20 protein-coding genes are annotated in these 19,995 nt (G+C 68.6%); 11 read left to right on the top strand and 9 right to left on the bottom strand.

Going from position 1 to position 19,995, the window contains the following annotated elements:
- The first annotated feature begins 11 nt into the window (after positions 1-11).
- The 6 genes from V3B30_RS08255 (at position 12) to V3B30_RS08230 (ending at position 7,284) form a co-directional block, all read left to right on the top strand.
- A complete protein-coding gene (locus V3B30_RS08255; RefSeq protein WP_329809647.1) occupies positions 12-1,166 on the top strand; it encodes an SIS domain-containing protein in 1,155 nt (384 codons plus the stop codon).
- Positions 1,159-2,097 carry an ROK family protein gene (locus tag V3B30_RS08250; RefSeq protein WP_262084276.1) on the top strand — a complete coding sequence of 313 codons (939 nt, stop codon included), beginning with the start codon at positions 1,159-1,161 and terminating at the stop codon, positions 2,095-2,097. The genes V3B30_RS08255 and V3B30_RS08250 overlap by 8 nt, the downstream gene beginning before the upstream one ends.
- 16 nt (positions 2,098-2,113) lie before the next feature.
- A complete protein-coding gene (locus V3B30_RS08245) occupies positions 2,114-3,448 on the top strand; it encodes a D-tagatose-bisphosphate aldolase, class II, non-catalytic subunit (RefSeq protein ID WP_262084275.1) in 1,335 nt (444 codons plus the stop codon).
- Positions 3,449-3,481: 33 nt separating this feature from the next.
- The gene (locus V3B30_RS08240) at positions 3,482-4,258 is read left to right on the top strand and encodes a DeoR family transcriptional regulator (RefSeq protein ID WP_087924247.1); all 777 of its coding nucleotides are present in this window, start codon (positions 3,482-3,484) and stop codon (positions 4,256-4,258) included.
- Positions 4,255-5,382 carry an amidohydrolase family protein gene (locus V3B30_RS08235; protein ID WP_100474448.1) on the top strand — a complete coding sequence of 376 codons (1,128 nt, stop codon included), beginning with the start codon at positions 4,255-4,257 and terminating at the stop codon, positions 5,380-5,382. The genes V3B30_RS08240 and V3B30_RS08235 overlap by 4 nt, the downstream gene beginning before the upstream one ends.
- Before the next feature lie 123 nt (positions 5,383-5,505).
- A complete protein-coding gene (locus V3B30_RS08230) occupies positions 5,506-7,284 on the top strand; it encodes an MFS transporter (protein WP_100474451.1) in 1,779 nt (592 codons plus the stop codon).
- A 52-nt stretch (positions 7,285-7,336) separates the two neighbouring features.
- Here V3B30_RS08230 and V3B30_RS08225 read toward each other — a convergent pair whose 3' ends face one another.
- The 7 genes from V3B30_RS08225 to V3B30_RS08195 form a co-directional block, all read right to left on the bottom strand.
- Complete coding sequence (locus V3B30_RS08225) at positions 7,337-7,765, bottom strand: hypothetical protein (RefSeq protein WP_262084339.1); 429 nt, start codon at positions 7,763-7,765, stop codon at positions 7,337-7,339.
- Between the two features lie 38 nt (positions 7,766-7,803).
- Positions 7,804-8,355 carry an HdeD family acid-resistance protein gene (locus tag V3B30_RS08220; RefSeq protein ID WP_262084274.1) on the bottom strand — a complete coding sequence of 184 codons (552 nt, stop codon included), beginning with the start codon at positions 8,353-8,355 and terminating at the stop codon, positions 7,804-7,806.
- Positions 8,356-8,413: 58 nt separating this feature from the next.
- The gene (locus tag V3B30_RS08215) at positions 8,414-9,115 is read right to left on the bottom strand and encodes a ComF family protein (RefSeq protein ID WP_329809646.1); all 702 of its coding nucleotides are present in this window, start codon (positions 9,113-9,115) and stop codon (positions 8,414-8,416) included.
- An 84-nt stretch (positions 9,116-9,199) separates the two neighbouring features.
- The gene (locus V3B30_RS08210; RefSeq protein ID WP_262084272.1) at positions 9,200-10,369 is read right to left on the bottom strand and encodes a major royal jelly family protein; all 1,170 of its coding nucleotides are present in this window, start codon (positions 10,367-10,369) and stop codon (positions 9,200-9,202) included.
- A gap of 147 nt (positions 10,370-10,516) precedes the next feature.
- A complete protein-coding gene (locus V3B30_RS08205) occupies positions 10,517-11,842 on the bottom strand; it encodes a chloride channel protein (RefSeq protein WP_262084271.1) in 1,326 nt (441 codons plus the stop codon).
- A gap of 122 nt (positions 11,843-11,964) precedes the next feature.
- Entirely contained in the window at positions 11,965-12,531 is a 567-nt protein-coding gene (locus V3B30_RS08200; RefSeq protein ID WP_262084270.1) for an HAD family hydrolase, read from the bottom strand.
- Between the two features lie 109 nt (positions 12,532-12,640).
- Positions 12,641-13,204, bottom strand: a complete 564-nt coding sequence (locus tag V3B30_RS08195) for a DUF3658 domain-containing protein (protein ID WP_262084269.1) — start codon at positions 13,202-13,204, stop codon at positions 12,641-12,643.
- Positions 13,205-13,364: 160 nt separating this feature from the next.
- On the opposite strand from V3B30_RS08195, the gene bioB reads away from it, so the two are divergent.
- The 5 genes from bioB (at position 13,365) to bioC (ending at position 18,203) form a co-directional block, all read left to right on the top strand.
- Positions 13,365-14,408: a biotin synthase BioB gene (bioB, locus tag V3B30_RS08190; protein ID WP_262084268.1), complete on the top strand. Its 1,044-nt coding sequence runs from the start codon at positions 13,365-13,367 to the stop codon at positions 14,406-14,408.
- Between the two features lie 67 nt (positions 14,409-14,475).
- The gene (gene bioF, locus V3B30_RS08185) at positions 14,476-15,699 is read left to right on the top strand and encodes an 8-amino-7-oxononanoate synthase (RefSeq protein ID WP_100474476.1); all 1,224 of its coding nucleotides are present in this window, start codon (positions 14,476-14,478) and stop codon (positions 15,697-15,699) included.
- Positions 15,700-15,717: 18 nt separating this feature from the next.
- On the top strand, positions 15,718-16,497 hold the full coding sequence (bioH, locus tag V3B30_RS08180; protein ID WP_262084267.1) for a pimeloyl-ACP methyl ester esterase BioH: 780 nt from the start codon (positions 15,718-15,720) through the stop codon (positions 16,495-16,497).
- 29 nt (positions 16,498-16,526) lie between these two features.
- The gene (locus V3B30_RS08175) at positions 16,527-17,306 is read left to right on the top strand and encodes an SDR family oxidoreductase (protein ID WP_100474480.1); all 780 of its coding nucleotides are present in this window, start codon (positions 16,527-16,529) and stop codon (positions 17,304-17,306) included.
- A gap of 12 nt (positions 17,307-17,318) precedes the next feature.
- Positions 17,319-18,203 (top strand): malonyl-ACP O-methyltransferase BioC, encoded by an 885-nt coding sequence (gene bioC / locus V3B30_RS08170; protein ID WP_262084266.1) that lies wholly within the window; start codon positions 17,319-17,321, stop codon positions 18,201-18,203.
- 108 nt (positions 18,204-18,311) lie between these two features.
- Here bioC and V3B30_RS08165 read toward each other — a convergent pair whose 3' ends face one another.
- Both V3B30_RS08165 and V3B30_RS08160 read right to left on the bottom strand, forming a co-directional pair.
- Entirely contained in the window at positions 18,312-18,956 is a 645-nt protein-coding gene (locus V3B30_RS08165) for a YdcF family protein (protein ID WP_202908162.1), read from the bottom strand.
- On the bottom strand, positions 18,941-19,903 hold the full coding sequence (locus V3B30_RS08160; protein WP_100474484.1) for a pyridoxal-phosphate dependent enzyme: 963 nt from the start codon (positions 19,901-19,903) through the stop codon (positions 18,941-18,943). Before V3B30_RS08160 ends, V3B30_RS08165 begins: the two co-directional genes overlap by 16 nt.
- Positions 19,904-19,995: the final 92 nt, after the last annotated feature.

Here is a 19,995-nt window from a genome sequence, read left to right as displayed (position 1 = left end):
GGAACCTCCGAATGGACGTCACCCTGCTTTCCGATGTGTCCGCCTGGCAGCGCCTGGGCGGAGCCGATACCGCTACTGAAATCGCCCAGCAGCCTGCGCTGTGGGAAGCCCTCGCCCAGGATCTGTCGCATGCCCGTGACCGCCTGCAGGCTTTCCTCGGCGACGGCCTCAACGATCCCAACCAGCGCGTGCTGTTCACCGGCGCCGGCAGCTCCGGCTTCATTGCCGAGATGGTGGCCGACGCGATCAACGCACAGTGGCCGGCCGAGGTGCGCGTGGTGCACACCACCAGCCTGCTGACCCACCCGGCGCTGTACCTGCAGCGCGACCGCCCGACCCTGCTGGTCTCGTTCGGCCGCAGCGGCTCCAGCCCGGAGAGCGTGGCGGCGGTGGACCGCGTGCGCAGCGATGTGGATGATGCGCGCTTCCTCGACATCACCTGCAATGCCGATGGCGAACTGGCCCGCCGTGGCGCCGGCCGTGCCGACACCTGCACCCTGCTGATGCCCTCGGCCAGCTGCGACCGTGCCTTCGCCATGACCAGCAGCCTGACCTGCATGCTGCTGGCCGCATTGACCGTGTTCGATCGTTCGCCGTGGGATGCGCGCGTGGCGCGCCTGAAGCAGATCGCCGCGCTGGCCCGCGAAGGCCAGGCGCAGTGGGATGCACCGGTGGCGGCGCTGGCGCAACGCCCGTTCAACCGCATCATCTACCTCGGCAGCGGCCCGCTGGAAGCGCTGGCACGCGAGTGCGCGCTGAAGGTGCTGGAGCTGACCGCCGGCCGCGTGCTGGCGCTGGCGAACACGCCGCTGGGCTTCCGCCATGGCCCGAAGTCGACGCTGGACGGCAACACCCTGGTGGTGGTGCTGCGCAGCGTGCAGCCGCTGGCGCGCCGCTACGAACAGGACCTGCTGGAAGAACTGCGCCGCGACGGCGTTGCCGGCCAGGTCCTGGCGATCGGCCCGCATTCGGACATCGGCGCCGATGATGAGTACACCCTCACCGTGCCGGCACTGGACGACCCGTGGCTGGCACCGGTGTGGCTGGGCTTCGCGCAGCTGTTCGCGCTGCAGCGCTCGGCCGCGCTTGGCCTGACCCCGGACAACCCGTTCCCGGATGGCACCGTCAACCGCGTGGTCAAGGGCGTCACCATCCACCATAGCTGAGCTGATCGCCCACGCCTGCTACGGCATCGACATCGGCGGCACCAAGATCGAGCTGGTGGCGTGCGATGCGACGATGCAGGTCACCTGGCGCCGCCGCGTGGCGACGCCGCAGGGCGACTACGACGGCTTCCTGCAGGCGGTGCAGAGCCTGGTCGCCGAGGCCGATGCCGCGCTGGGCCGCAGTGATGCGGCCATCGGCATCGCCCTGCCCGGCGTGCGTGACCGCCGCAGCGGCCGCCAGCTGAGTGCCAACGTGCCTGCGCTGACCGGCCACAGCGTGGCCGCCGACCTGCAGGCGCGCCTGCAGCGGCCGCTGCATTTCGGCAACGACCTGCAGTGCTTCGCCCTGTCTGAAGCCCACGGCGGTGCCGCCGACGGCTACGCCAGCATGTTCGGCGCCATCCTCGGCACCGGTGCCGGTGGCGGGTTCTGCGTGCAGGGCCGCCTGCTGTCCGGCTTCAACGGCCTGGCCGGCGAATGGGGCCACTGGAGCGTGCCCGGCCACCTGCTGCAGCGCCACGGCCTGCCGCTGATTGACTGCGCGTGTGGCCTGCAGGGCTGCGTGGAGCGGTATGTCTCCGGCAGTGGCGTGGCGATGATCGAACGCCACCTTGGTGGCAGCGCCGCCGACGCCAGCGCGGTGATCGCACTGGCCGAAGCCGGTGATGCCCGCGCACGCAAGGCGCTGGACATCCATCGCGACCTGCTCGGCCACAGCCTGGCCGCGCTGGTGCTGGCGCTGGACCCGCACGTGATCGTGCTCGGCGGCGGCCTTTCGCAGTACGCGCCGCTGTACCAGCAGCTGCCGGCCGCCATCGCCGCCCATCTGTTCAAGGGCGTGCAGGTGCCGCCGATCGTGCCGCCGCGTTTCGGCGATGCCGGCGGCGCACGCGGTGCCGCCCTGCTCGCCTGTCAACCCTCGTTTTCCTGATGTCCGGAGCCTGACCATGTCCCCGTTGCAGACCCTGCTTGCCTCCCACCGCGCTGGCGCCAACGTCGGCCTGTACAGCGTCTGCTGCAGCAACGAGCAGGTACTGCGCGCGGCCATGCACGTGGCGCAGGCACACGGCACCGTGCTGCTGGTCGAGGCCACCTCCAACCAGGTCGACCAGTTCGGCGGCTACACCGGCATGACCCCGCCGCAGTACCGCGATTACGTGGGCACGCTGGCCGATGAGGAGGGCTTCCCGCGCGAGCGACTGATCCTGGGCGGTGACCACCTCGGCCCGAATGCCTGGCAGAAGCGTCCGGCCGCCGAAGCGATGACCCACGCGCGCGTGCTGATCGAGGCCTACGTCGCCGCCGGCTTCCACAAGATCCACCTGGACTGCAGCATGTCCTGCGCCGATGATCCGGTGCCGCTGCCCGATGCCATCGTTGCCGCGCGCTCGGCCGAGCTGGCCGAGATCGCCGAACGCACCGCGGCTGACCACGGCCTGCCGCCGCCGGTCTACGTGATCGGTACCGAAGTGCCGATTCCCGGTGGCGAAGCCTCGCTGGCAGAAGGCCTGCAGGTGACCACGCCGGCCGCCGCCGCGCAGACCCTGGCCATCCACCAGCAGGCGTTCGATACCCCGCAGCTTCGCGATGCGTGGCAGCGCGTGATCGCGATGGTGGTGCAGCCGGGCGTGGACTTCGACCACAGCAGCGTGCACGAGTACGACGCGGCCGCCGCCAGCACGCTGGCCGGCTTCCTCGAACAGCAGCCGCGCATCGTGTTCGAAGCGCATTCCACCGACTACCAGCGCGAGAGCGGCCTGCACGCGCTGGTGCGCGACCACTTCGCCATCCTCAAGGTCGGCCCGGCCGCCACCTTCGCCTATCGCGAGGCACTGTTCGCGCTGGCCGCGATCGAGGCCGAGCTGCTTCCAGCCGCGCAGTGCTCGCGCCTGCCGCACGTGCTGGACGAGGTGATGGTGGCGCAGCCGAAGTACTGGCAGTCCTACTACCAGGGCGATGAGGCCGCGCTGCGCCTGCTGCGCAGCTATTCCTTCAGCGACCGCTGCCGCTACTACTGGGGCGAGCCAGCGCTGGTGCAGGCGGTGCAGACCCTGTTCACCAACCTGGAACAGCATGCGCCGCCGCTGGTGCTGCTCAGCCAGTATCTGCCGGAGCAGTACCGCGCCGTGCGCGAAGGTACCCTGGCCAACACCCCCACCGCACTGGTGCAGCACCGCATCGGCCTGTGCCTGGGCGAATACGCCCGCGCCTGCAGCGCCAACCAGGCCGGAACCCGCGCGCACCACGCAGGCTCGGCTGCCGCCGTGTCTGCGAACGGCTAATCTCTACCTTTTCCCGCGAAACCGAGAATGGCCATGCGCAACACCCGCTCCCGCCGGCAACAGATCCTGCAGCTGCTGATCGAGCACGGCTCGGTGCAGGTGGCCGATCTGGTCGAGCGCTTCGGCGTGTCGGCGGTGACCATCCGTGCCGATCTGACCCACTTCGAGTCGCAGGGCCTGGCCACCCGCACCCACGGCGGTGCCACGCTGGTGCGCACGCCGCCGCAGGAACAGGACATCCACGAGAAGGACGCACTGAACCTGCCGCTGAAGGAATCGATCGGCGCGCGCGCCGCGCGCCTGGTGCAGCCCGGCGACAACATCATCATCGACTCCGGCTCGACCACGATGACCCTGGCCCGCCACCTGCGCGCGCATCGCGACGTGACGGTGATGACCAACGGCCTGAACATCGCCTGGGAACTGGCCAATGCCGCGGGCATCACCGTGCTGCTGACCGGTGGCCTGCTGCGCCAGCAGTCGCTGTCGCTGCAGGGCAGCCAGGCCGAAGCCAGCCTCAACTCGTACAGCTTCGACACCCTGTTCCTGGGCGTGGACGGCCTGGACCTGCAGTTCGGCCTGACCACCCACGACGAGGCCGAAGCCCGCCTCAACCACCGCATGGTCGAACGTGCACGCCGCATCGTGGTGCTGACCGACGCCTCCAAGTTCGGCCGCGTCAGCCTGCACCGCATCGCCCTGCTGGATCAGATCCACGCCATCATCACCGACGCCGGCATCGACGATGCGACCCGCGAAGGGCTGCAGCGGCTGGGCATCGAAGTGATCATCGCCGAGCCCGCCGCATGACCGACACCCGCACCCTGCATGGCCGCATCCTCACCCCGCTGGGTTGGCGGCGTGGCCACGTCCACTTCGATTCACACGTACGCCGGCTGCAGGTGGACGACCACAGCGGTGCCGACGACCTGCAGCTGCCGGTGATCCTGCCCGGCTTCATCGACCTGCACGTGCACGGCGCGGCCGGCGTGGACCTGATGCAGGGCGGTGACGTGGCACGCACCATCGCCCGCACCCATCTGCGCTTCGGCACCACCACGCTGCTGGCGACCACCATGACCGCCGGGCTCGACGAGATCGAGCACGCGCTGCAGGGTGTGGCCGCCACCATGGCAGCGCCCGATGCCGATGCCGCCTGCATTGCCGGCGTGCATCTGGAAGGACCGTTCATCAGCCCGCAGCGTCTGGGTGCGCAGCCCAACCGCACGATCGAGGCGACGCTGGCACTGGTGCAGCAGCTGCATGCGCTGGCACCGATCCGGGTGATGACGCTGGCTCCGGAGATCGGCGAGCACACCGCGCTGATTCCCGCGCTGTCGGCAATGGGCATCCGCGTGCAGCTCGGTCACAGCGCCGGTACCTACGAGGAAGGCGTGGCCGCGCTGCAGGCCGGTGCCTCCGGCTTCACCCACCTGTTCAACGGCATGACCGGCGTCGATCACTATCGCCCGGGCATTGCAGCGGCGGCGTTGGCACATGCGCAGTACGCCGAGATCATTCCCGACCTGCAGCACATCCACCCCGGCGTGATCCGCCTGGCCGCGCGCGCGATCCCGCGCCTGTACGCAGTGACCGACGCCACCGCCGCCACTGGCATGCCCGATGGCGAGTACGCGCTGGGCGAGCAGCGCGTGCACAAGTGCGGTGGCTGCGTGCGCCTGGCGACCGGTTCGCTGGCCGGCAGCGCGCTGACCATGGACCAGGCGCTGCGCAACCTGGTGCAGGTGGGCCTGGAGCTGGCCGATGCCTCGCAGCGCGTTTCCACCTTCCCGGCCGATTACCTGGGCCTGGGCGATCGCGGCCGCATCGCGCCCGACGCCCGTGCCGACCTGGTGGTGCTGAATGCCGGACTGCGCCTGCAGCAGGTGGTGGTAGGCGGGCGCGTGGTCGATCTGAACGCAACACCAGCCTGACGCACCGCGCCTTTGTAGAGTCGAGCCATGCTCGGCTGTCCGCGCATGGCGCGGCAGAGCAATCGAGCATGGCTCGACTCTACAGAAAGCAATCCGCACCGAAACACCTCCTGGGATATGCCGATGACTGCACGCACCGCTCCGCGCTGGCCCGTACGCTACCTGCTCTTCATCGGCGGCCTGGGTGGCCTGCTGTACGGCATCGACATCGGCATCATCGCCGGCGCCCTGCCCTACCTGGAGGCAACGGCCAGCCACGCGTGGCAGCTCAGCAGCCAGCAGCTCGGCTTCGTCGTGGCGGCAGTGCTGCTGGGCAGCGTGTTGTCTTCGCTGTTCGCCGGCATGGTTGCCGACCTGATCGGCCGCCGCGGCGCGATGCTGCTGGCCGGCCTGCTGTTCACCGCCTCGATTCCGATCATGGCACTGGCCTCCGGCTACACGCCGCTGCTGCTGGGACGCTTGCTGCAGGGCATCAGTGGCGGCCTGATCGGCGTGGTGATTCCGCTGTACCTGGCTGAAGTGCTCAGCCCCGAACGACGTGGGCGCGGCGCGGCGATGTTCCAGCTGCTGCTGACCGTTGGCCTGGTGCTGGCAGCCCTGATCGGCCTGTACCACGCCCACGCCGTGGATGCCGCCGCCGAAGCCGTGCGTTCGCTGCCGGTCGCGCAGCAGGCGCAGGAACTGTTCACGGTGAAGGACCACGCCTGGCGCACCATCTTCTGGACCTGCCTGGCGCCGGGCCTGCTGTTCTGCGCCGGCATCTTCTGGCTGTCCGAATCACCACGCTGGCTGGTGCGCCGCGGTCGCATCGATGAAGCCCGCCGCAGCCTCCAGCGCGTCCTGCCCGCCGCAGAGGTCGAGCCCACGCTGGCCCAGATCCAGGCGCCGGAATCGAGCAGCAGCGACGGCAAGCGCGATCCGCTGCTCAGCCGCCGCTACGTGGTGCCGTTCCTGCTGGCCTGCGTGGTGCTGGCCTGCACCCAGGCCACCGGCATCAACTCGGTGCTGGCCTACGCGGTGAACATCCTCAACCAGGCCGGCCTGTCCGGTTCAGTGGCCAACGGCGCCGACGTGGCGATCAAGCTGCTCAATGCGGTGATGACCGTGGTCGCGTTGCTGCTGGTCGACCGCAAGGGCCGCAAGTTCCTGCTGATGCTCGGCAGCGGCGGCATCTGCGTGGCCCTGCTGGCCGCCGCCGCCCTGTTCTTCCAGGCCGAGCGCGGCCGTACCGACGTGCAGCCGCAGCTGCAGGCGGCGGTCAACGGCGATGGCCTGCAGCTGGTGCTGGATGAAGCCCAATGGCAGCGCCTCGGTGCTGGCATCGACAGCGAGGGCCGGCCGCTGCAGCTGACCGTATCGTATGCCTATGGGGACTTCACCAACGTACGCGCCCTGCGCAGCGACAACCTGACCGACCGCGAGCTGCGCATCGAGCGTGCCGGCACCGTGCAGCCAGACAGCGTGATCGGTGCGTTCTTCCGCACGCTGCGTCTGAACCCGTTCGCCGACCCCGCCAGTGCCACGCAGGCACCGTTGCGCATCGAGCAGGCCCGCATCGGCCCGGTGCCGCCGCCGGCCCATGGCTGGGCGGTGGCCACCTGCATCCTGGTGTTCGTCGCGTTCTTCGCGGTCGGCCCCGGCGTCTGCGTGTGGCTGGCACTGTCGGAGCTGATGCCCAACCGCATCCGCTCCAACGGCATGAGCATCGCGCTGCTGATCAACCAGTTCGTGTCGACCACCATCGCCGCCATCTTCCTGCCCACGGTGGGCCACTACGGCTACGCCAGCATGTTCGTGTTCTGGGCGGCCTGCACCTTCGTGTTCTTCCTGGTGGCTGCGTTCTGGCTGCCGGAGACCAAGGGCAAGTCGCTGGAAGAAATCGAGGCCCGGTTCGCCCGGTAATCGTCGACCTGGGTCGACCTCCGCGCGCAGCGCGGGGTCGCAGGCGCGCCGGTCATTCGCCGGTGATGTGCCTGGCCAGATCCCGCGCCTCGGCAACGCTGGACAGCCCGCTCAACATCATCGATTCGCCGAACGGCCCCTTCACCGTCGCCACCATCAACACGCGGCCGTCCACGCTGAGCGCCGCGCGCTGGCCCACCAGGGCTGCCGTGCCATCATGGATGCGCTGGTGCGCTTCGTGTCGAAAGCGGATCTGCAGGCCCGGCTGCTTGGCCTCGTCCAGTACGTAGCGCACATCGGCGATGTCGGCGCTGCCAGCGATCGACGGCTCGCGCAGGGCGAGGGTTTCGCCCTGCCACTGCGCCTGTCTGCCCTTGCCGTCCGCATCGACCGCGCTCAGGCGCACATCCACACCCGCGCGCGGTGCGTGTCCCTCGACCGCCTGCACCGCGGGCGTGGCACCTGGCGTGCATCCGGCCATGGCCAGTGCCGCGCCCAGCAACAACGCAAGCGCCGTTCTCACTTCAGCTTCCGCAGCTTGAACGCCACCAGCACCTGCAGCAGCCCGTACAGCAGGCTGCCGATGCCGATCCACAGGGTGGTCACTGCCACGCCTGCATACGGGTTGACCGCGAACAGCAGGCCCAGCACCACCGCCAGCACGCCACTGAGGATCAGCAGCCATTCGCCCTGGAGCTGCTTGCGCACGCGGATCGCGAACACGATGCGATAGATGCCGGCCACCAGCAGCCACGCTGCCAGGAACAGCACCAGCACGCTGGCGGTGGCCAGCGGATTGATCACCGCCAGGATGCCGAAACCCAGCGAAGCAATGGCATAGAGCGCGAGCCAGCCGCGCGAAGCGCCGCTGCCGCCACTGATCAGGGCGAACAGGCTGATGACGCCCTCGACGATGGCCATCACGCCCAGTGTCCAGGCCAGTGCCATGGCCGCCGACAACGGCCAGCCGATGGCGATGATGCCGAAGCCCAGAGCGACCAGGCCATACAGCAGGAGGATCCACCAGCTACGGCCAACCGCCGACAACAGGGGAGACAAGGGGGAATTCATGGCCACTCCTTCGATCCGGAACCGGCCCCATCCTAGCCCCTGGCGATGAAGAGAACGATCACGGCACCCGCGCGCACACCCATACGCGCACCTCTTCAACGCCGACGCAGCGCAGCGTTTCGGCAATCTCCATCACCGTACTGCCTGTGGTCATCACGTCGTCGACCACGGTCAGTCGCGGTGGCACTGGACCGCGTACATCGAACGCATCGAACAGGTTCTCCCGGCGCTGTTCGGCCGTGCGTTCGGACTGTGGTGCCGTATGCCGCCGCCGGTACAGTCCGTGCCAGACCGGCATCGACAGCAACCGGCACAGCTCACCCGCCTGGTTGTAGCCGCGCTGGCGCAGGCGACGATTGTGCAGCGGCACCGGCACCAGCGGTGGGCACCACCAGGGCGGCGGCGCCCGCTGCATCAGCTGTGCCAGCAGGCGACCGGCGGCGACGTCCTGATGAAACTTGTAGCGCACCAGCAGCTGGTCGACCGGCGGCAGGTACAACAGGCTGGCATGGGTGGCGGCCTGCGGCGGTGCTTCCTCGCGGCAGCTGCCGCAGACGATCAGCGCGTTGTCGGGCAGCGGCAGCGCACAACGCAGGCAGGTGCGGCCAGACCAAGGCAGATCGACAAGGCAGGCCCGGCACAGGTCAAGATCATCGTGGCCCGGGTCGCCGCAGACCAGGCAACGAAGCGGTAGCAGCACGCGAAGTGCGGCCTGCACGTGGCGGCCCGGATCGAAGAAGGCAGACATGCGCTTCAGCATGTCGCCGCCGCCAGCGCGTTGCCATCGGGGGTGCCCTCAACGACCCGTAGGCATTTTCATCGCCCACCTTCTGCCCCGATCACTTCACCGCGTTGGCGCAGGCTTCGCATCCACCCGGGTGCGATACACCATGTACGGCGTCTGCCGGCGATCCACGCCACCATTGAATCCGGCCTGCCGATGCAGCTGGTTGGCGGTGAAGTACAGGTAGCCATCCGGCCCCATCGACAGGGTATCCGGCCACAGGATGCGCGGGTCGTGCACGACGGTCGTCCAGCGCCCCTGCGCATCGCGGGCATGGATGGCGTTGTGCTCGTAGTCGCTGGCATACAGCCGGCCGTTGGCGTCCATCTCCATACCATCGGAGGCACCCTTGTCGCCCAGGTCGACCACCGCCGCCGCCAGTTCGGCTTCACTCAGCTTCGGGTCGCGCAGCAGCGCGGTCGGCACGCTGTACAGATGACGGCTGGACAAGGGCGTGTAGAACAGGGTGCCGCCATCGGGCGACAGGGCGATGCCATCGGCGGCCACGGTGAACGGCTGCGTCGAACCATCGGCGTTACGCAGTCGCATCTGCTGTCCTTCCACGATCGGTACGAAGGCGGGATCCGCCGATGTGGACACATGACCGATCAGCCGCTTGGACGCGGCGCCGGTAGCGAGGTCAATCACGATGATGCCGCCGATGCCGCTCAGCGACGAGTCGGTCACGTAGGCGACGCCCTCGCGGCCGACACGGAAATCGAAGCGCACATCGTTGACGTAAGTGCGCGCGTCGATGACGTTTGCCGGGAATACCAGCGTTCTGGCCACGGTGTTGGTGGCCAGATCGATCGCCACCAGCTTGGCACCGCCGGCCTGTGGCGCAGAGAACCCGGGCGCGGCGGTATCCAGCACCCACAACCGGCACTGGCCATCGGCCACCACACTCTGCACGCTGATGAAGTGGGCCGCCGGATCGGGACCGTCCTTGCGGTTGATGCGCGCATCCGGATAGGGCACGGCGCGGCCCTCGCGCCATTCGGCCACGCTGTAGGTCACGTCATCGCCCCAGCGCGGGAAGTTGACGAAGATCCGCCCGGTCTCGGACACCGCCACGCTGGTGGGCATGGCACCTTCGAAACGCGCCACCGGTTCGAGGGTGCCGATGCTGCGCTCGCTGGGCAGCAGGGGCGCGCCGGACATCGCCAGCGCGGGGGAACTGGCCAGGGCCAGGACGGCAGCCGCCAGGCTGCGGATACGGCAGTTGATCATGGTTGCTCTCGATGCAGGTCCGGGTGCAGCCCCGGCGTCGGCGCATCTTCTGCGGCACACGCGGCATCGGGTAGACGGTGCAACGAGGAATCAGCTTCACTACAGGAGTGAAGATTACGACCTGATTGATCCTGTTGACCAAGGTAATCAGCGATGCCTATCAGCCGGCTCTGCTTGCGGCACCATCAACAACTCCGCCAACCCACGGTAGATCGGCACGCGGCACACCAGCCCGGACACGCCCCGCGCGATCAGCACCGTGGCCAGGATCGGCAGCAGCAGATCACCACTGTCGGTCAGCTCCAGCGAGATCACCGCCGAGGTCAGCGGTGCCTGGGTGACGCCGGTCAGGTAGGCACACATGCCCAGCAGCACGAACGCACGTGGATCCACGCCCGGCATCAGCACGGCCAGGTTGTGGCCGAGTCCCGCGCCGACCGCCAACGCAGGTGAGAACAGGCCACCGGGAATGCCCGCCACGTACGACGCCAGGTTGGCCAGCAGCTTCATCAACCCGAACTCATGGCCCACCATCGCCTGGCCCTGTACCAGGCTGCGCGCCTGCTCGTAGCCGGTGCCGAACGCGCCTTCGCCGAAGACGAGGGCGAGCACCACCACCACCAGGCCGCACGCGGCCGCCAGCAGCACGGGATGCCGCTGCCGCAGCTGGCCCAGCCAACGCGGGCGGCCCGCCGCACTGGCCAGCACGGCGCGCGCGAACAAGCCTCCCAGCAGACCCGCCACCACACCGCACAACAGGATCGCCAGCCAACCCTGCCCCAGCGGCAGCCGCGCGCTTACATGGCCGAAATAGGTGTAGTTGCCCAGCAGGCCCAGCGACACCACGCCGCCGACGATCACCGCGGTCAGCAGGGTGCCGGAGAACCGATGCTCGAAACGGCCGCTGAGCTCCTCGATGGCAAAGACGATACCGGCCAGCGGCGTGTTGAACGCCGCCGCAATGCCCGCCGCGCCGCCCGCCAGCAGGAAGTGCGAGAGCTCGCGTGGATCCTTGAAGCCGAACCAGCGGCCGAACAGGTACATCAGGCTGGCACCCACATGCACCGTCGGGCCCTCGCGCCCGACCGACGCGCCACCGAGCAGCGACAACGAGGTCAGCAGCAGCTTGCCCGCCGAGACCGCAGGCGAAAGATTGATCTTCCGGAACGGCTCATCGGGCTTGTCCAACGCAGCGATGACCTGCGGAATACCGCTGCCGCGGGTGGGTTTCAGCACGCCCGCAGTCAGCCACGCCAACAACGCGAAGATGCCCGGCGTGAGCAGCAGCGCCCACCACGGCGAGTGCGAGGTGATGCGCTGGAACAGGTGGAAGGCCGCGTCGCTGGCCTTGGCGAACAGGATGGCCACCAGTGCCACGGCCACGGCGCCGCCCCAGAGCGCGGCGCGGCGGCGCCAGGCCTCGCTGAGAACCAGCGCGGTGATGCGGCCGCGGAGGCGATGGAGATCGGTCATGCGGGGCAGTGTGGACGGAGCGGAAACGGGCGGACAGCGGTTACTGTGGCTGAAGGCCTTGCAGGATGCGGTGAAATGCCCGGACACGGGCCGTTCCGGCAACCAGCCCCGTGCGCACACCGCTAAACGGGCAGGCGCTCCCGCCACCGGCGCTTTTCCACGCTGCGCACGTTGGGCTGCTGCCGCAGCCACTCCAGATACAGCTGCAGATGGGCCAGCTCGTCATCAGCCGGATCACCGGTGAACTCACGCACCTCGACCAGATTTCCGTAGTTTCTGGCGTACTTGCCGGGCGTGTCATCGATACCGATCATCTGCTCCAAACGGAAGCCGTGGCGCTTCAGCTTGCCCAGCCGCTTCTGCGAGGTGTAACCGCCGGTTTCCCAATCACGGGCCATACTGCACCGCGGCGCGGACCACAGGAACGCCAGCGGACGCCCCGGCATCAGCTGGTCCACCAGCGGTTCGGCATACAGTTGCCCGGACGACGTCCACACACCCACCGTGAAATGGGCAAAGGCATAGTCGAGGAATGCCTGCAGGTGGGGCCGCAGGTAGACGTGGTAGCCGACGAGGCGGAAATCCGCGGGTCGCTCCAGTTCACGCTCGCTGGCATGCACCAGCGTCTCATCCAGATCGAGTATCAGCAGCTTTCCGCCCTGCGGCATCGCGTCCGGTTCCATGTGCATTCTTCTTTCATTGCCTCAGCTGCCGCCATCTTCTGAATGGACTTCAGCATGTGTCCTTGCAGCAGGTAGATGTAAACACAGTTCCAACCAGGTCCTGGTCGGTGCAAGCCTACTGCCGGACGCGCACTTCGCAACAGCCCATCCGCGTGAGGTCGCCCTGCGCCTGCAACATGCCCCGTTCTACCAGCATGCGTACACGCCGTGCATAGAACACATCTGGAATTCCCGATCGGCACTTCGGCTGCAGCGACATGACCATGCCCACAATGTAGGCGATCTTTCGGAACTGCCCGTCGCAGAGGGAGAACAGCTGCGCATCGATCCAGGCGATGTCCTCGTCGGTCAGCGCGGCGATGTTCTGCCGCTCCTGGTGAGTGAGATGGGCATCGTTGTCGGAGCGCTCGTCCGTATCGCGCAGGCAGCCATTGATGGCCAACAAGCGAACCAAGACATAGTGACCGAATGCTTCAAGTTCCTCCTTCGGCAGCATCGCCGGATCGAGCTCCCCTGCCGGGTAGTCCTTGAAGGTCACGAAGGCGTGATTCTTCCACTGCCCCTTCGCATCGGCCTGACGCAGATCATCCAGCACCACGCGCAGGCCGCCGTCAGGAAGTTCGGCCAGGCTGCACAGCACCGCGTCGCGACGGATCGGGTAGGACTGGTAGCTGTTCATGGCACGTGCTCGCGCGTCCGTATGCAGCAATGAACTTACACCGTAGCGCCCGTTCATGGCGGCCGATCAATGTAAACCAAATTAGAAGCAATTGAGTTGACAGCACTCACCAACCCACCCACACTGCCGCCCTCGCTCCACTCGTACCCAAGGTCCCGCCATGGCTGCTGCCATCCGCCACGACTGGCAACACGACGAACTGCAGGCACTGTTCGATCTGCCGTTCCCCGTGCTGCTGTTCCGCGCCGCAGCGGTCCACCGCGAGCATTTCGACCCATCGCAGGTGCAGGTCTCCACGCTGCTGTCGGTGAAGACCGGCGGCTGCCCGGAAGACTGCGCGTACTGCCCGCAGGCGCAGCGCTACAGCACCGGGGTGAACGCGCAGAAGCTGATGGAGACCGACGCAGTGCTGGCCAAGGCACGCCAGGCCAAGGCCGCCGGTGCCTCGCGCTTCTGCATGGGTGCCGCATGGCGTTCGCCGAAGGACCGCGACATTCCGAAGGTGGCGGCAATGATCGCCGGAGTGAAGGCACTGGGCCTGGAGACCTGCGCCACGCTGGGCATGCTCAGTGGCGAGCAGGCGCGTGCGCTGAAGGACGCCGGACTGGACTACTACAACCACAACCTCGACACCGCGCCGGACTACTACGATTCGATCATCCACACGCGCCATTACCAGGACCGCCTGGACACGCTGGAGCACGTGCGCGATGCCGGCCTGAAGACCTGTTGCGGCGGCATCGTCGGCATGGGCGAGACACGCGCGCAGCGCGTCGGCCTGCTGCTGGCGCTGGCCACGCTGCCGGCACATCCCGATTCGGTGCCGATCAACAAGCTGGTGCAGGTGGCGGGCACGCCGCTGCACGGCAGCGCCGAGCTGGACCCGTTCGAGTTCGTGCGCATGATTGCGGTGGCACGCATTGCCATGCCGCGCTCGATGGTGCGACTGTCGGCCGGGCGTGAAGCGATGAGCGACGAACTGCAGGCGCTGTGTTTCCTGGCCGGTGCCAACTCGATCTTCTACGGCGACAGGCTGCTGACCACCGGCAACCCGGAGCGCGAGCGCGACCTGGCCCTGTTCGCACGCCTGGGCCTGCAGCCGATGGCCGTGCAGGTGGATGCCGAGGGCCACGACCACGGCGGCACCGTGCACGCCGATATCAGCGCCGACACCCCCGGCTGTGGCTGCGCTCACGCGGCCTGAGACGGGGCACAAGCAGGCGTCGCGGCAACGCGCTACCCTAGCCGCCCCGTCGCCGCATTCAGCCGCCATGGCCCGCCCCGACCTGACCGCCCGCCTCCACGCCCAACGCGCCCTGCGCGATGCCCAAGGTCGTCGCCGCACGCGGCGCTCGGTCACCCGTCGTGATGGCATCCGCCTGGAAGTGGACGGCCAGTGGCTGACCGGCTTCTGCAGCAATGATTACCTGGGCCTGGCCCAGCAGTTCAGCGTGGTCAACGCGCTGCAGGATGCGGCCGCGCGCGAAGGCACCGGCGCCGGTGCCTCGCATCTGGTCTGCGGCCACCACGCCCTGCATGACGCGCTGGAGCGCGAAGTGGCGGAATGGCTGGGCTACCCGCGCGCGCTGCTGTTCGGCAGCGGCTTCGCCGCCAACCTGGCCGTGCAGCAGGCGCTGCTGAGCGAAGAGAACGACGTGTGCGTGCAGGACAAGCTCAACCACGCCAGCCTGCTCGATGCGACGCGGCTGGCCGGTGCGCGCCTGCGCCGTTATCCGCATCTGGATGCGGAAGGTGCGATGCGCCAGCTCAAGCACGCACCAGATGGTGCGGCGATGCTGGCCACCGATGGTGTCTTCAGCATGGATGGCGACATCGCACCGCTGCGTGCATTGTCGCTTGTGGCACGCCTGCAGCAGGCGCTGTTCTATGTGGATGATGCGCATGGCGTGGGCGTGGTGGGCGATGGCCGTGGCACGGTCGCGGCTGCGGGACTGGGCGTGGACGATGTGCCGCTGCAGCTGGTCACCCTTGGCAAGGCGCTGGGCGGTTCCGGCGCGCTGGTGCTGGGCCGCGATGACCTGGTCGAGCACCTGGCCGAAACGGCGCGCCCGTACATCTACACCACGGCGATGCCGCCACCGCTCGCCGCCGCAGCGCTCGAAGCGGTACGCCTGGCACGCCGTGACAACTGGCGGCGTTCGAAACTGACCGATCTGATCGCGCTGTTCCGCGGCGAAGCCCGCCGCCATGGCCTGGACCTGATGGCCTCGGAAACGCCGATCCAGCCGCTGCTGTGTGGCGACGACCAGCGCGCCGTGGCGATGTCCAAGGCATTGGAACAGGCCGGTTGGCTGGTCGGAGCGATCCGCCCGCCCACGGTTCCCGATGGCAAGGCGCGCCTGCGCGTCACCCTGTCCGCGTTGCACACCCCCGAGCAGGTGCGTGGGTTGGTCGAAGCCATCGCCAGCGCGCGCGATCGCGTCGAGCTGGCCGCGCGTGAGGCCGCGCCACCGCCGCTGCCTGTCTTTGCCTGAGCCTGCTGCCGTTTTCCCATGCATATCGACGTCACCGGCCAGGGGCCGGACCTGGTACTGATCCATGGCTGGGCCCTGCAGGGCGGTGTGTTCGCGCCGCTGGTACAACGCCTGGCCGATCGCTTCACCCTGCATCTGGTTGATCTGCCGGGCCACGGTCACAGCCGCGAGGACACCACGCCGCTGCGCCTGCCGTTCGTGGTCAACGCCATTGCTGCAGCCACGCCACCGGCAGTGTGGTGCGGCTGGTCGCTGGGTGGCCTGTTTGCGCTGCATGCGGCGGCCACGCTGCCGAAAGTGCGCGGGCTGGCGATGATCGCGGCCACACCGCGCTTCGTGCGTGGCGACGACTGGCCGCATGCGGTGGAACCGGCGGTGTTCGAGCAGTTCGGCCGCGAGCTGGCCAGCGACTTCGGCGGCACCCTCGAGCGCTTCCTGGCATTGGACGTGATGGGCTCGGCACATGCCCGCGAGGAGCTGCGCACGCTGCGCCAGCGCCTGGTCGAGCGCGGTGCGCCCACCGAACGTGCGCTGCTGGAAGGCCTGCGCCTGCTGGAAAGCACCGACCTGCGCGGCGCACTGCCGACGCTGGGCAAACCCAGCCTGTGGATCGCCGGCCAGCGCGACCGGCTGGTGTCGCCGCTCGCCATGCAGGCCGCCGCCGCGCTGGCCCCAGGCGCTCAGGCGCTGACCATCGCCCACGGCGGCCATGCGCCGTTTCTCGGCCATGCAGACGAGGTCGCCGCCGCCCTGCAACACTTCGTTGCCGGCCTGTCACCGGCCAATGGCGGACAATGAGCGCCTTCCGAATTCCGCAGGTTTGACGCATGGATCTGGGTATCAACGGCCGCTGGGCACTGGTCTGCGCCGCAAGCAAGGGGTTGGGCCTGGGCTGCGCGCGTGCGCTGGCGCGTGAGGGCGTCAACGTGGTGATCGTGGCCCGCGGCGAAGCCGCCCTGCAGGCGGCCGCTGAAGAACTGCGTGCCCTGCCCGGCGCCGCCGAAGTGCGCACAGTCACCGCCGACGTCACCACCGAAGCCGGTCGCGCTGCGGCGCTGGCCGCGTGCCCGCAGGTGGACATCCTGGTCAACAACGCCGGTGGTCCGCCGCCCGGCGATTTCCGCGCCTTCGAGCGCGACGACTGGATCGCTGCGCTGGACGCCAACATGCTGGCGCCGATCGCACTGATCCGCGCCACCGTGGACGCGATGATCGAGCGTGGCTTCGGCCGCATCGTCAACATCACCTCCTCGGCGGTGAAGGCACCCATCGACATCCTGGCGCTGTCCAACGGCGCGCGCAGTGGCCTGACCGGCTTCGTCGCCGGCCTGTCGCGCCGCACCGTGGCGCACAACGTCACGATCAACAACCTGCTGCCCGGCCAGTTCGATACCGATCGCCTGCGCGCCAACTTCGCCCACAGTGCCGGCAAGGATGGCGATGCTGGGGAAGTGGCCGAACGCCGCCGCCAGCAGATCCCCGCCGGCCGCTTCGGCACGGCGGATGAATTCGGCGCCGCCTGCGCCTTCCTGTGCAGTGCACAGGCCGGTTACCTCACCGGGCAGAACCTGCTGATCGACGGCGGCGCCTACCCCGGTACGTTCTAAGAGACTTTCGCAATGCCGTCCCACTTCGATGCCCGCCATGTCCGCCGCGCGTTCGCCCGCGCCGCCAACAGCTATGACGCCGCCGCCGCCCTGCAGCGCGAGGTGCAGGCGCGGCTGATCGAATCGCTGGACTACCTGGAGGCGCGCAAACCGGAGGTGGTGCTGGACATCGGCGCCGGCACCGGCCACGCCAGTGCACTGATGAAGAAGCGCTGGCCGAAGGCGCAGGTGATCGCACTGGACGTGGCATTGCCGATGCTGGACCAGGCCAAGCGCCAGGCTGGCTGGTGGAAGCCGTTCCAGCGCCTGTGCGGCGACGCCACCGCGCTGCCGCTGGCCGACAACAGCGTGGACGTGATCTTCAGCAACCTGTGCCTGCAGTGGGTGGACGACCTGCCGGCGGTATTTGCCGGGTTCCGTCGCGTGCTCAAGCCCGGTGGCCTGCTGCTGTGCTCGACTTTCGGCCCGGAAACGCTGGTGGAACTCAACGAAGCGTTCGCCGCCGCCGATGACCGCCCGCACGTGAGCCGCTTCGCGCAGATCGCCCAGTTCGGCGATGCGCTGATGATGGCCGGCTTCCGCGACCCGGTGCTGGACCGCGACCTGTTCACCCTGACCTACGACGACCTGCCCTCGCTGATGCGCGAGCTGCGCGCGATGGGCGCGACCAACGCACGGGTGGACCGCCGCCACACGCTGACCGGACGTGGCCGTTTCGCCGCTGCGGCAGCGGCGTATGAACCGATGCGGCGCGCCGACGGCAAGCTGCCCAGCAGCTGGGAAGTGATCTATGCCCACGCCTGGGCTCCGGACCCGGGCGCACCGATCCGCGAAGGCGGGCACGACGTGGCCTCGGTGCCGGTGTCGGCGATTCCGATCCGGCGCAAGCAGACCTGACCACAACGCTCCGGTAGGTGCCAACCGTGGTTGGCACACCCCATCAGATCGCGGTGCCGCCAGCATTGTGCCAACCAAGGTTGGCACTCACCCAAAGCAGGCAGCTGCTCAGGTATTGGCCGGCGAACTCAGCGGCGGGCGCACCAGGTCGCGGTGGAAGAAATAGATTTCCTGCACCAGGAAGCGCCAGCTGGTGTGGAAGCTGCGGAAGCGCGTACTGGGCGTGGACGAGGCCAGTGCGTCGATGCCCAGCGCCTTGCTCAGGCGCAGCGCGCGCGCCATGTGCAACGGGTCGCTGACGATGATCACCCGGTGCAGGTCGCGCTGGTCCATCAACCGCTTGGCTTCGACCAGGTTCTGCACGGTGTTGCGCGAGGCGGTCTCGATCAGGATCGCGTCGTCCGGCACGCCATGCTTGAGCGCATAACGCCGCGCCACCTGCGATTCGGAAAAGCGCGCGCCGGTCCCGCCATAGCCACCGGTGAAGATCAGCAATGGCGCGTACTGGGCCTCATAAAGATCCAGGCCATGGCGGATGCGTTCTTCGAACACCGGCGACGGCTTGGCGTCATAGGCCGCCGCACCCAGCACGATGATGGCGTCGGCCTTGGCGGCCTGGTCGCGCTCACCGACCCAGACGATCCAGGCGGTCACGCCCAGCAGCCAGATCACCAGCAGCACGAACAGTCGCCACAGCCACCCCAGCAGGCCGGTGCGGGGCCGGTGCCGGTCGCGGCTCACGGCGCCCCCCAGCGCAGCGCGGGCAGGTCGACATTGCCTCCGGACAGGACCAGGCCCACGCGCAGGCCGGCGAATCGCTGCGGCTGTGCCAGCACCGCGGCCAGCACGGTGGCCGAGGACGGCTCGACCACCTGCTTGAGCACCTCCCACAGCAAGCGCATCGCGGCCGTGGTGGCGGCGTCATCGACCACGATCACCTCGGCCCCGGCCGCGCGCAGCAGCGCGAAGTTGGGGGCGCCGATCAGGGTACGCAGGCCATCGCAGATCGTGTCCGGTGTGAAAGCCCCCTGGCGCTCGCCTGCGGCCAGCGAACGTGCGGTGTCATCGGCGCCGGCCGGTTCGGCCAGCACCAGCCGGGTCTGCGGGCTGGCGAGCTGCAGGGCCAGCGCGGTACCGCTGGCGAGGCCACCGCCCCCCACCGGTACCACCAGCACATCGAACGGGCCGTCGCTGTGCAGCAGTTCCAGGGCCGCGGTGCCCTGTCCGGCCATCACCGCCGGGTCCGCATACGGATGGACCAGGGTCGCGCCGGTATCGGCCTGCACCTTGGCGCAGGCGGCCTCACGATCGGCGACGGTCGGCGGGCAGCGCCAGAGGGTGGCACCGTGCCGGGCGATGTTGGCCAGCTTGGCCGCCACCGCACCTTCGGGCACCACTACATGGCAGGGAATGCCTCGGGTCCGCGCGGCCAGGGCCAAAGCGGCGCCGTGGTTGCCGGAGGAATGGGTGACCACGCCGGCACGGGCGCGATCGGCATCCAACGACCACACCGCGTTGCAGGCACCACGGAACTTGAACGCGCCGCCGCGCTGCAGGTGTTCGGCCTTGAACGCCAGCGGCGCGCCGGCCAGCGCATCAAGCGTGCGCGAGCGCAGCACCGGGGTCACGCTGGCGTGCGGCGCGATCCGCGCAGCGGCAGCCAGGACATCGTCGGCACAGGGCAACAGTGAATCGCTCATGACGCAAGATTAACGTATGGTTCCGCGCTGGCGACCCCGGCACAGGTCATGCCAGCATGAGGGCCTTCACCTTCATTCATCCTGGCCAGCGA

It is taken from the genome of Stenotrophomonas sp. SMYL41 (assembly GCF_036319965.1).
GTDB lineage: Bacteria > Pseudomonadota > Gammaproteobacteria > Xanthomonadales > Xanthomonadaceae > Stenotrophomonas > Stenotrophomonas maltophilia_R.
Note: the sequence above shows the minus strand (reverse complement) of the source record. Positions and strands in the feature narration are given on the sequence as shown.

Coding starts and splice junctions, on each gene's coding strand:
- V3B30_RS08245 (WP_262084275.1), top strand. CDS start 2,114: ATGTCCCCGTTGCAGACCCTGCTTGCCTCCCACCGCGCTGGCGCCAAC.
- V3B30_RS08195 (WP_262084269.1), bottom strand. CDS start 13,204: ATGAACAGCTACCAGTCCTACCCGATCCGTCGCGACGCGGTGCTGTGC.
- V3B30_RS08255 (WP_329809647.1), top strand. CDS start 12: ATGGACGTCACCCTGCTTTCCGATGTGTCCGCCTGGCAGCGCCTGGGC.
- bioH (WP_262084267.1), top strand. CDS start 15,718: ATGCATATCGACGTCACCGGCCAGGGGCCGGACCTGGTACTGATCCAT.
- bioB (WP_262084268.1), top strand. CDS start 13,365: ATGGCTGCTGCCATCCGCCACGACTGGCAACACGACGAACTGCAGGCA.
- V3B30_RS08225 (WP_262084339.1), bottom strand. CDS start 7,765: ATGGCCGGATGCACGCCAGGTGCCACGCCCGCGGTGCAGGCGGTCGAG.
- V3B30_RS08230 (WP_100474451.1), top strand. CDS start 5,506: ATGACTGCACGCACCGCTCCGCGCTGGCCCGTACGCTACCTGCTCTTC.
- V3B30_RS08240 (WP_087924247.1), top strand. CDS start 3,482: ATGCGCAACACCCGCTCCCGCCGGCAACAGATCCTGCAGCTGCTGATC.
- V3B30_RS08160 (WP_100474484.1), bottom strand. CDS start 19,903: ATGAGCGATTCACTGTTGCCCTGTGCCGACGATGTCCTGGCTGCCGCT.
- V3B30_RS08205 (WP_262084271.1), bottom strand. CDS start 11,842: ATGACCGATCTCCATCGCCTCCGCGGCCGCATCACCGCGCTGGTTCTC.
- V3B30_RS08215 (WP_329809646.1), bottom strand. CDS start 9,115: ATGCTGAAGCGCATGTCTGCCTTCTTCGATCCGGGCCGCCACGTGCAG.
- V3B30_RS08200 (WP_262084270.1), bottom strand. CDS start 12,531: ATGCACATGGAACCGGACGCGATGCCGCAGGGCGGAAAGCTGCTGATA.
- bioC (WP_262084266.1), top strand. CDS start 17,319: ATGCCGTCCCACTTCGATGCCCGCCATGTCCGCCGCGCGTTCGCCCGC.
- bioF (WP_100474476.1), top strand. CDS start 14,476: ATGGCCCGCCCCGACCTGACCGCCCGCCTCCACGCCCAACGCGCCCTG.
- V3B30_RS08220 (WP_262084274.1), bottom strand. CDS start 8,355: ATGAATTCCCCCTTGTCTCCCCTGTTGTCGGCGGTTGGCCGTAGCTGG.
- V3B30_RS08175 (WP_100474480.1), top strand. CDS start 16,527: ATGGATCTGGGTATCAACGGCCGCTGGGCACTGGTCTGCGCCGCAAGC.
- V3B30_RS08235 (WP_100474448.1), top strand. CDS start 4,255: ATGACCGACACCCGCACCCTGCATGGCCGCATCCTCACCCCGCTGGGT.
- V3B30_RS08210 (WP_262084272.1), bottom strand. CDS start 10,369: ATGATCAACTGCCGTATCCGCAGCCTGGCGGCTGCCGTCCTGGCCCTG.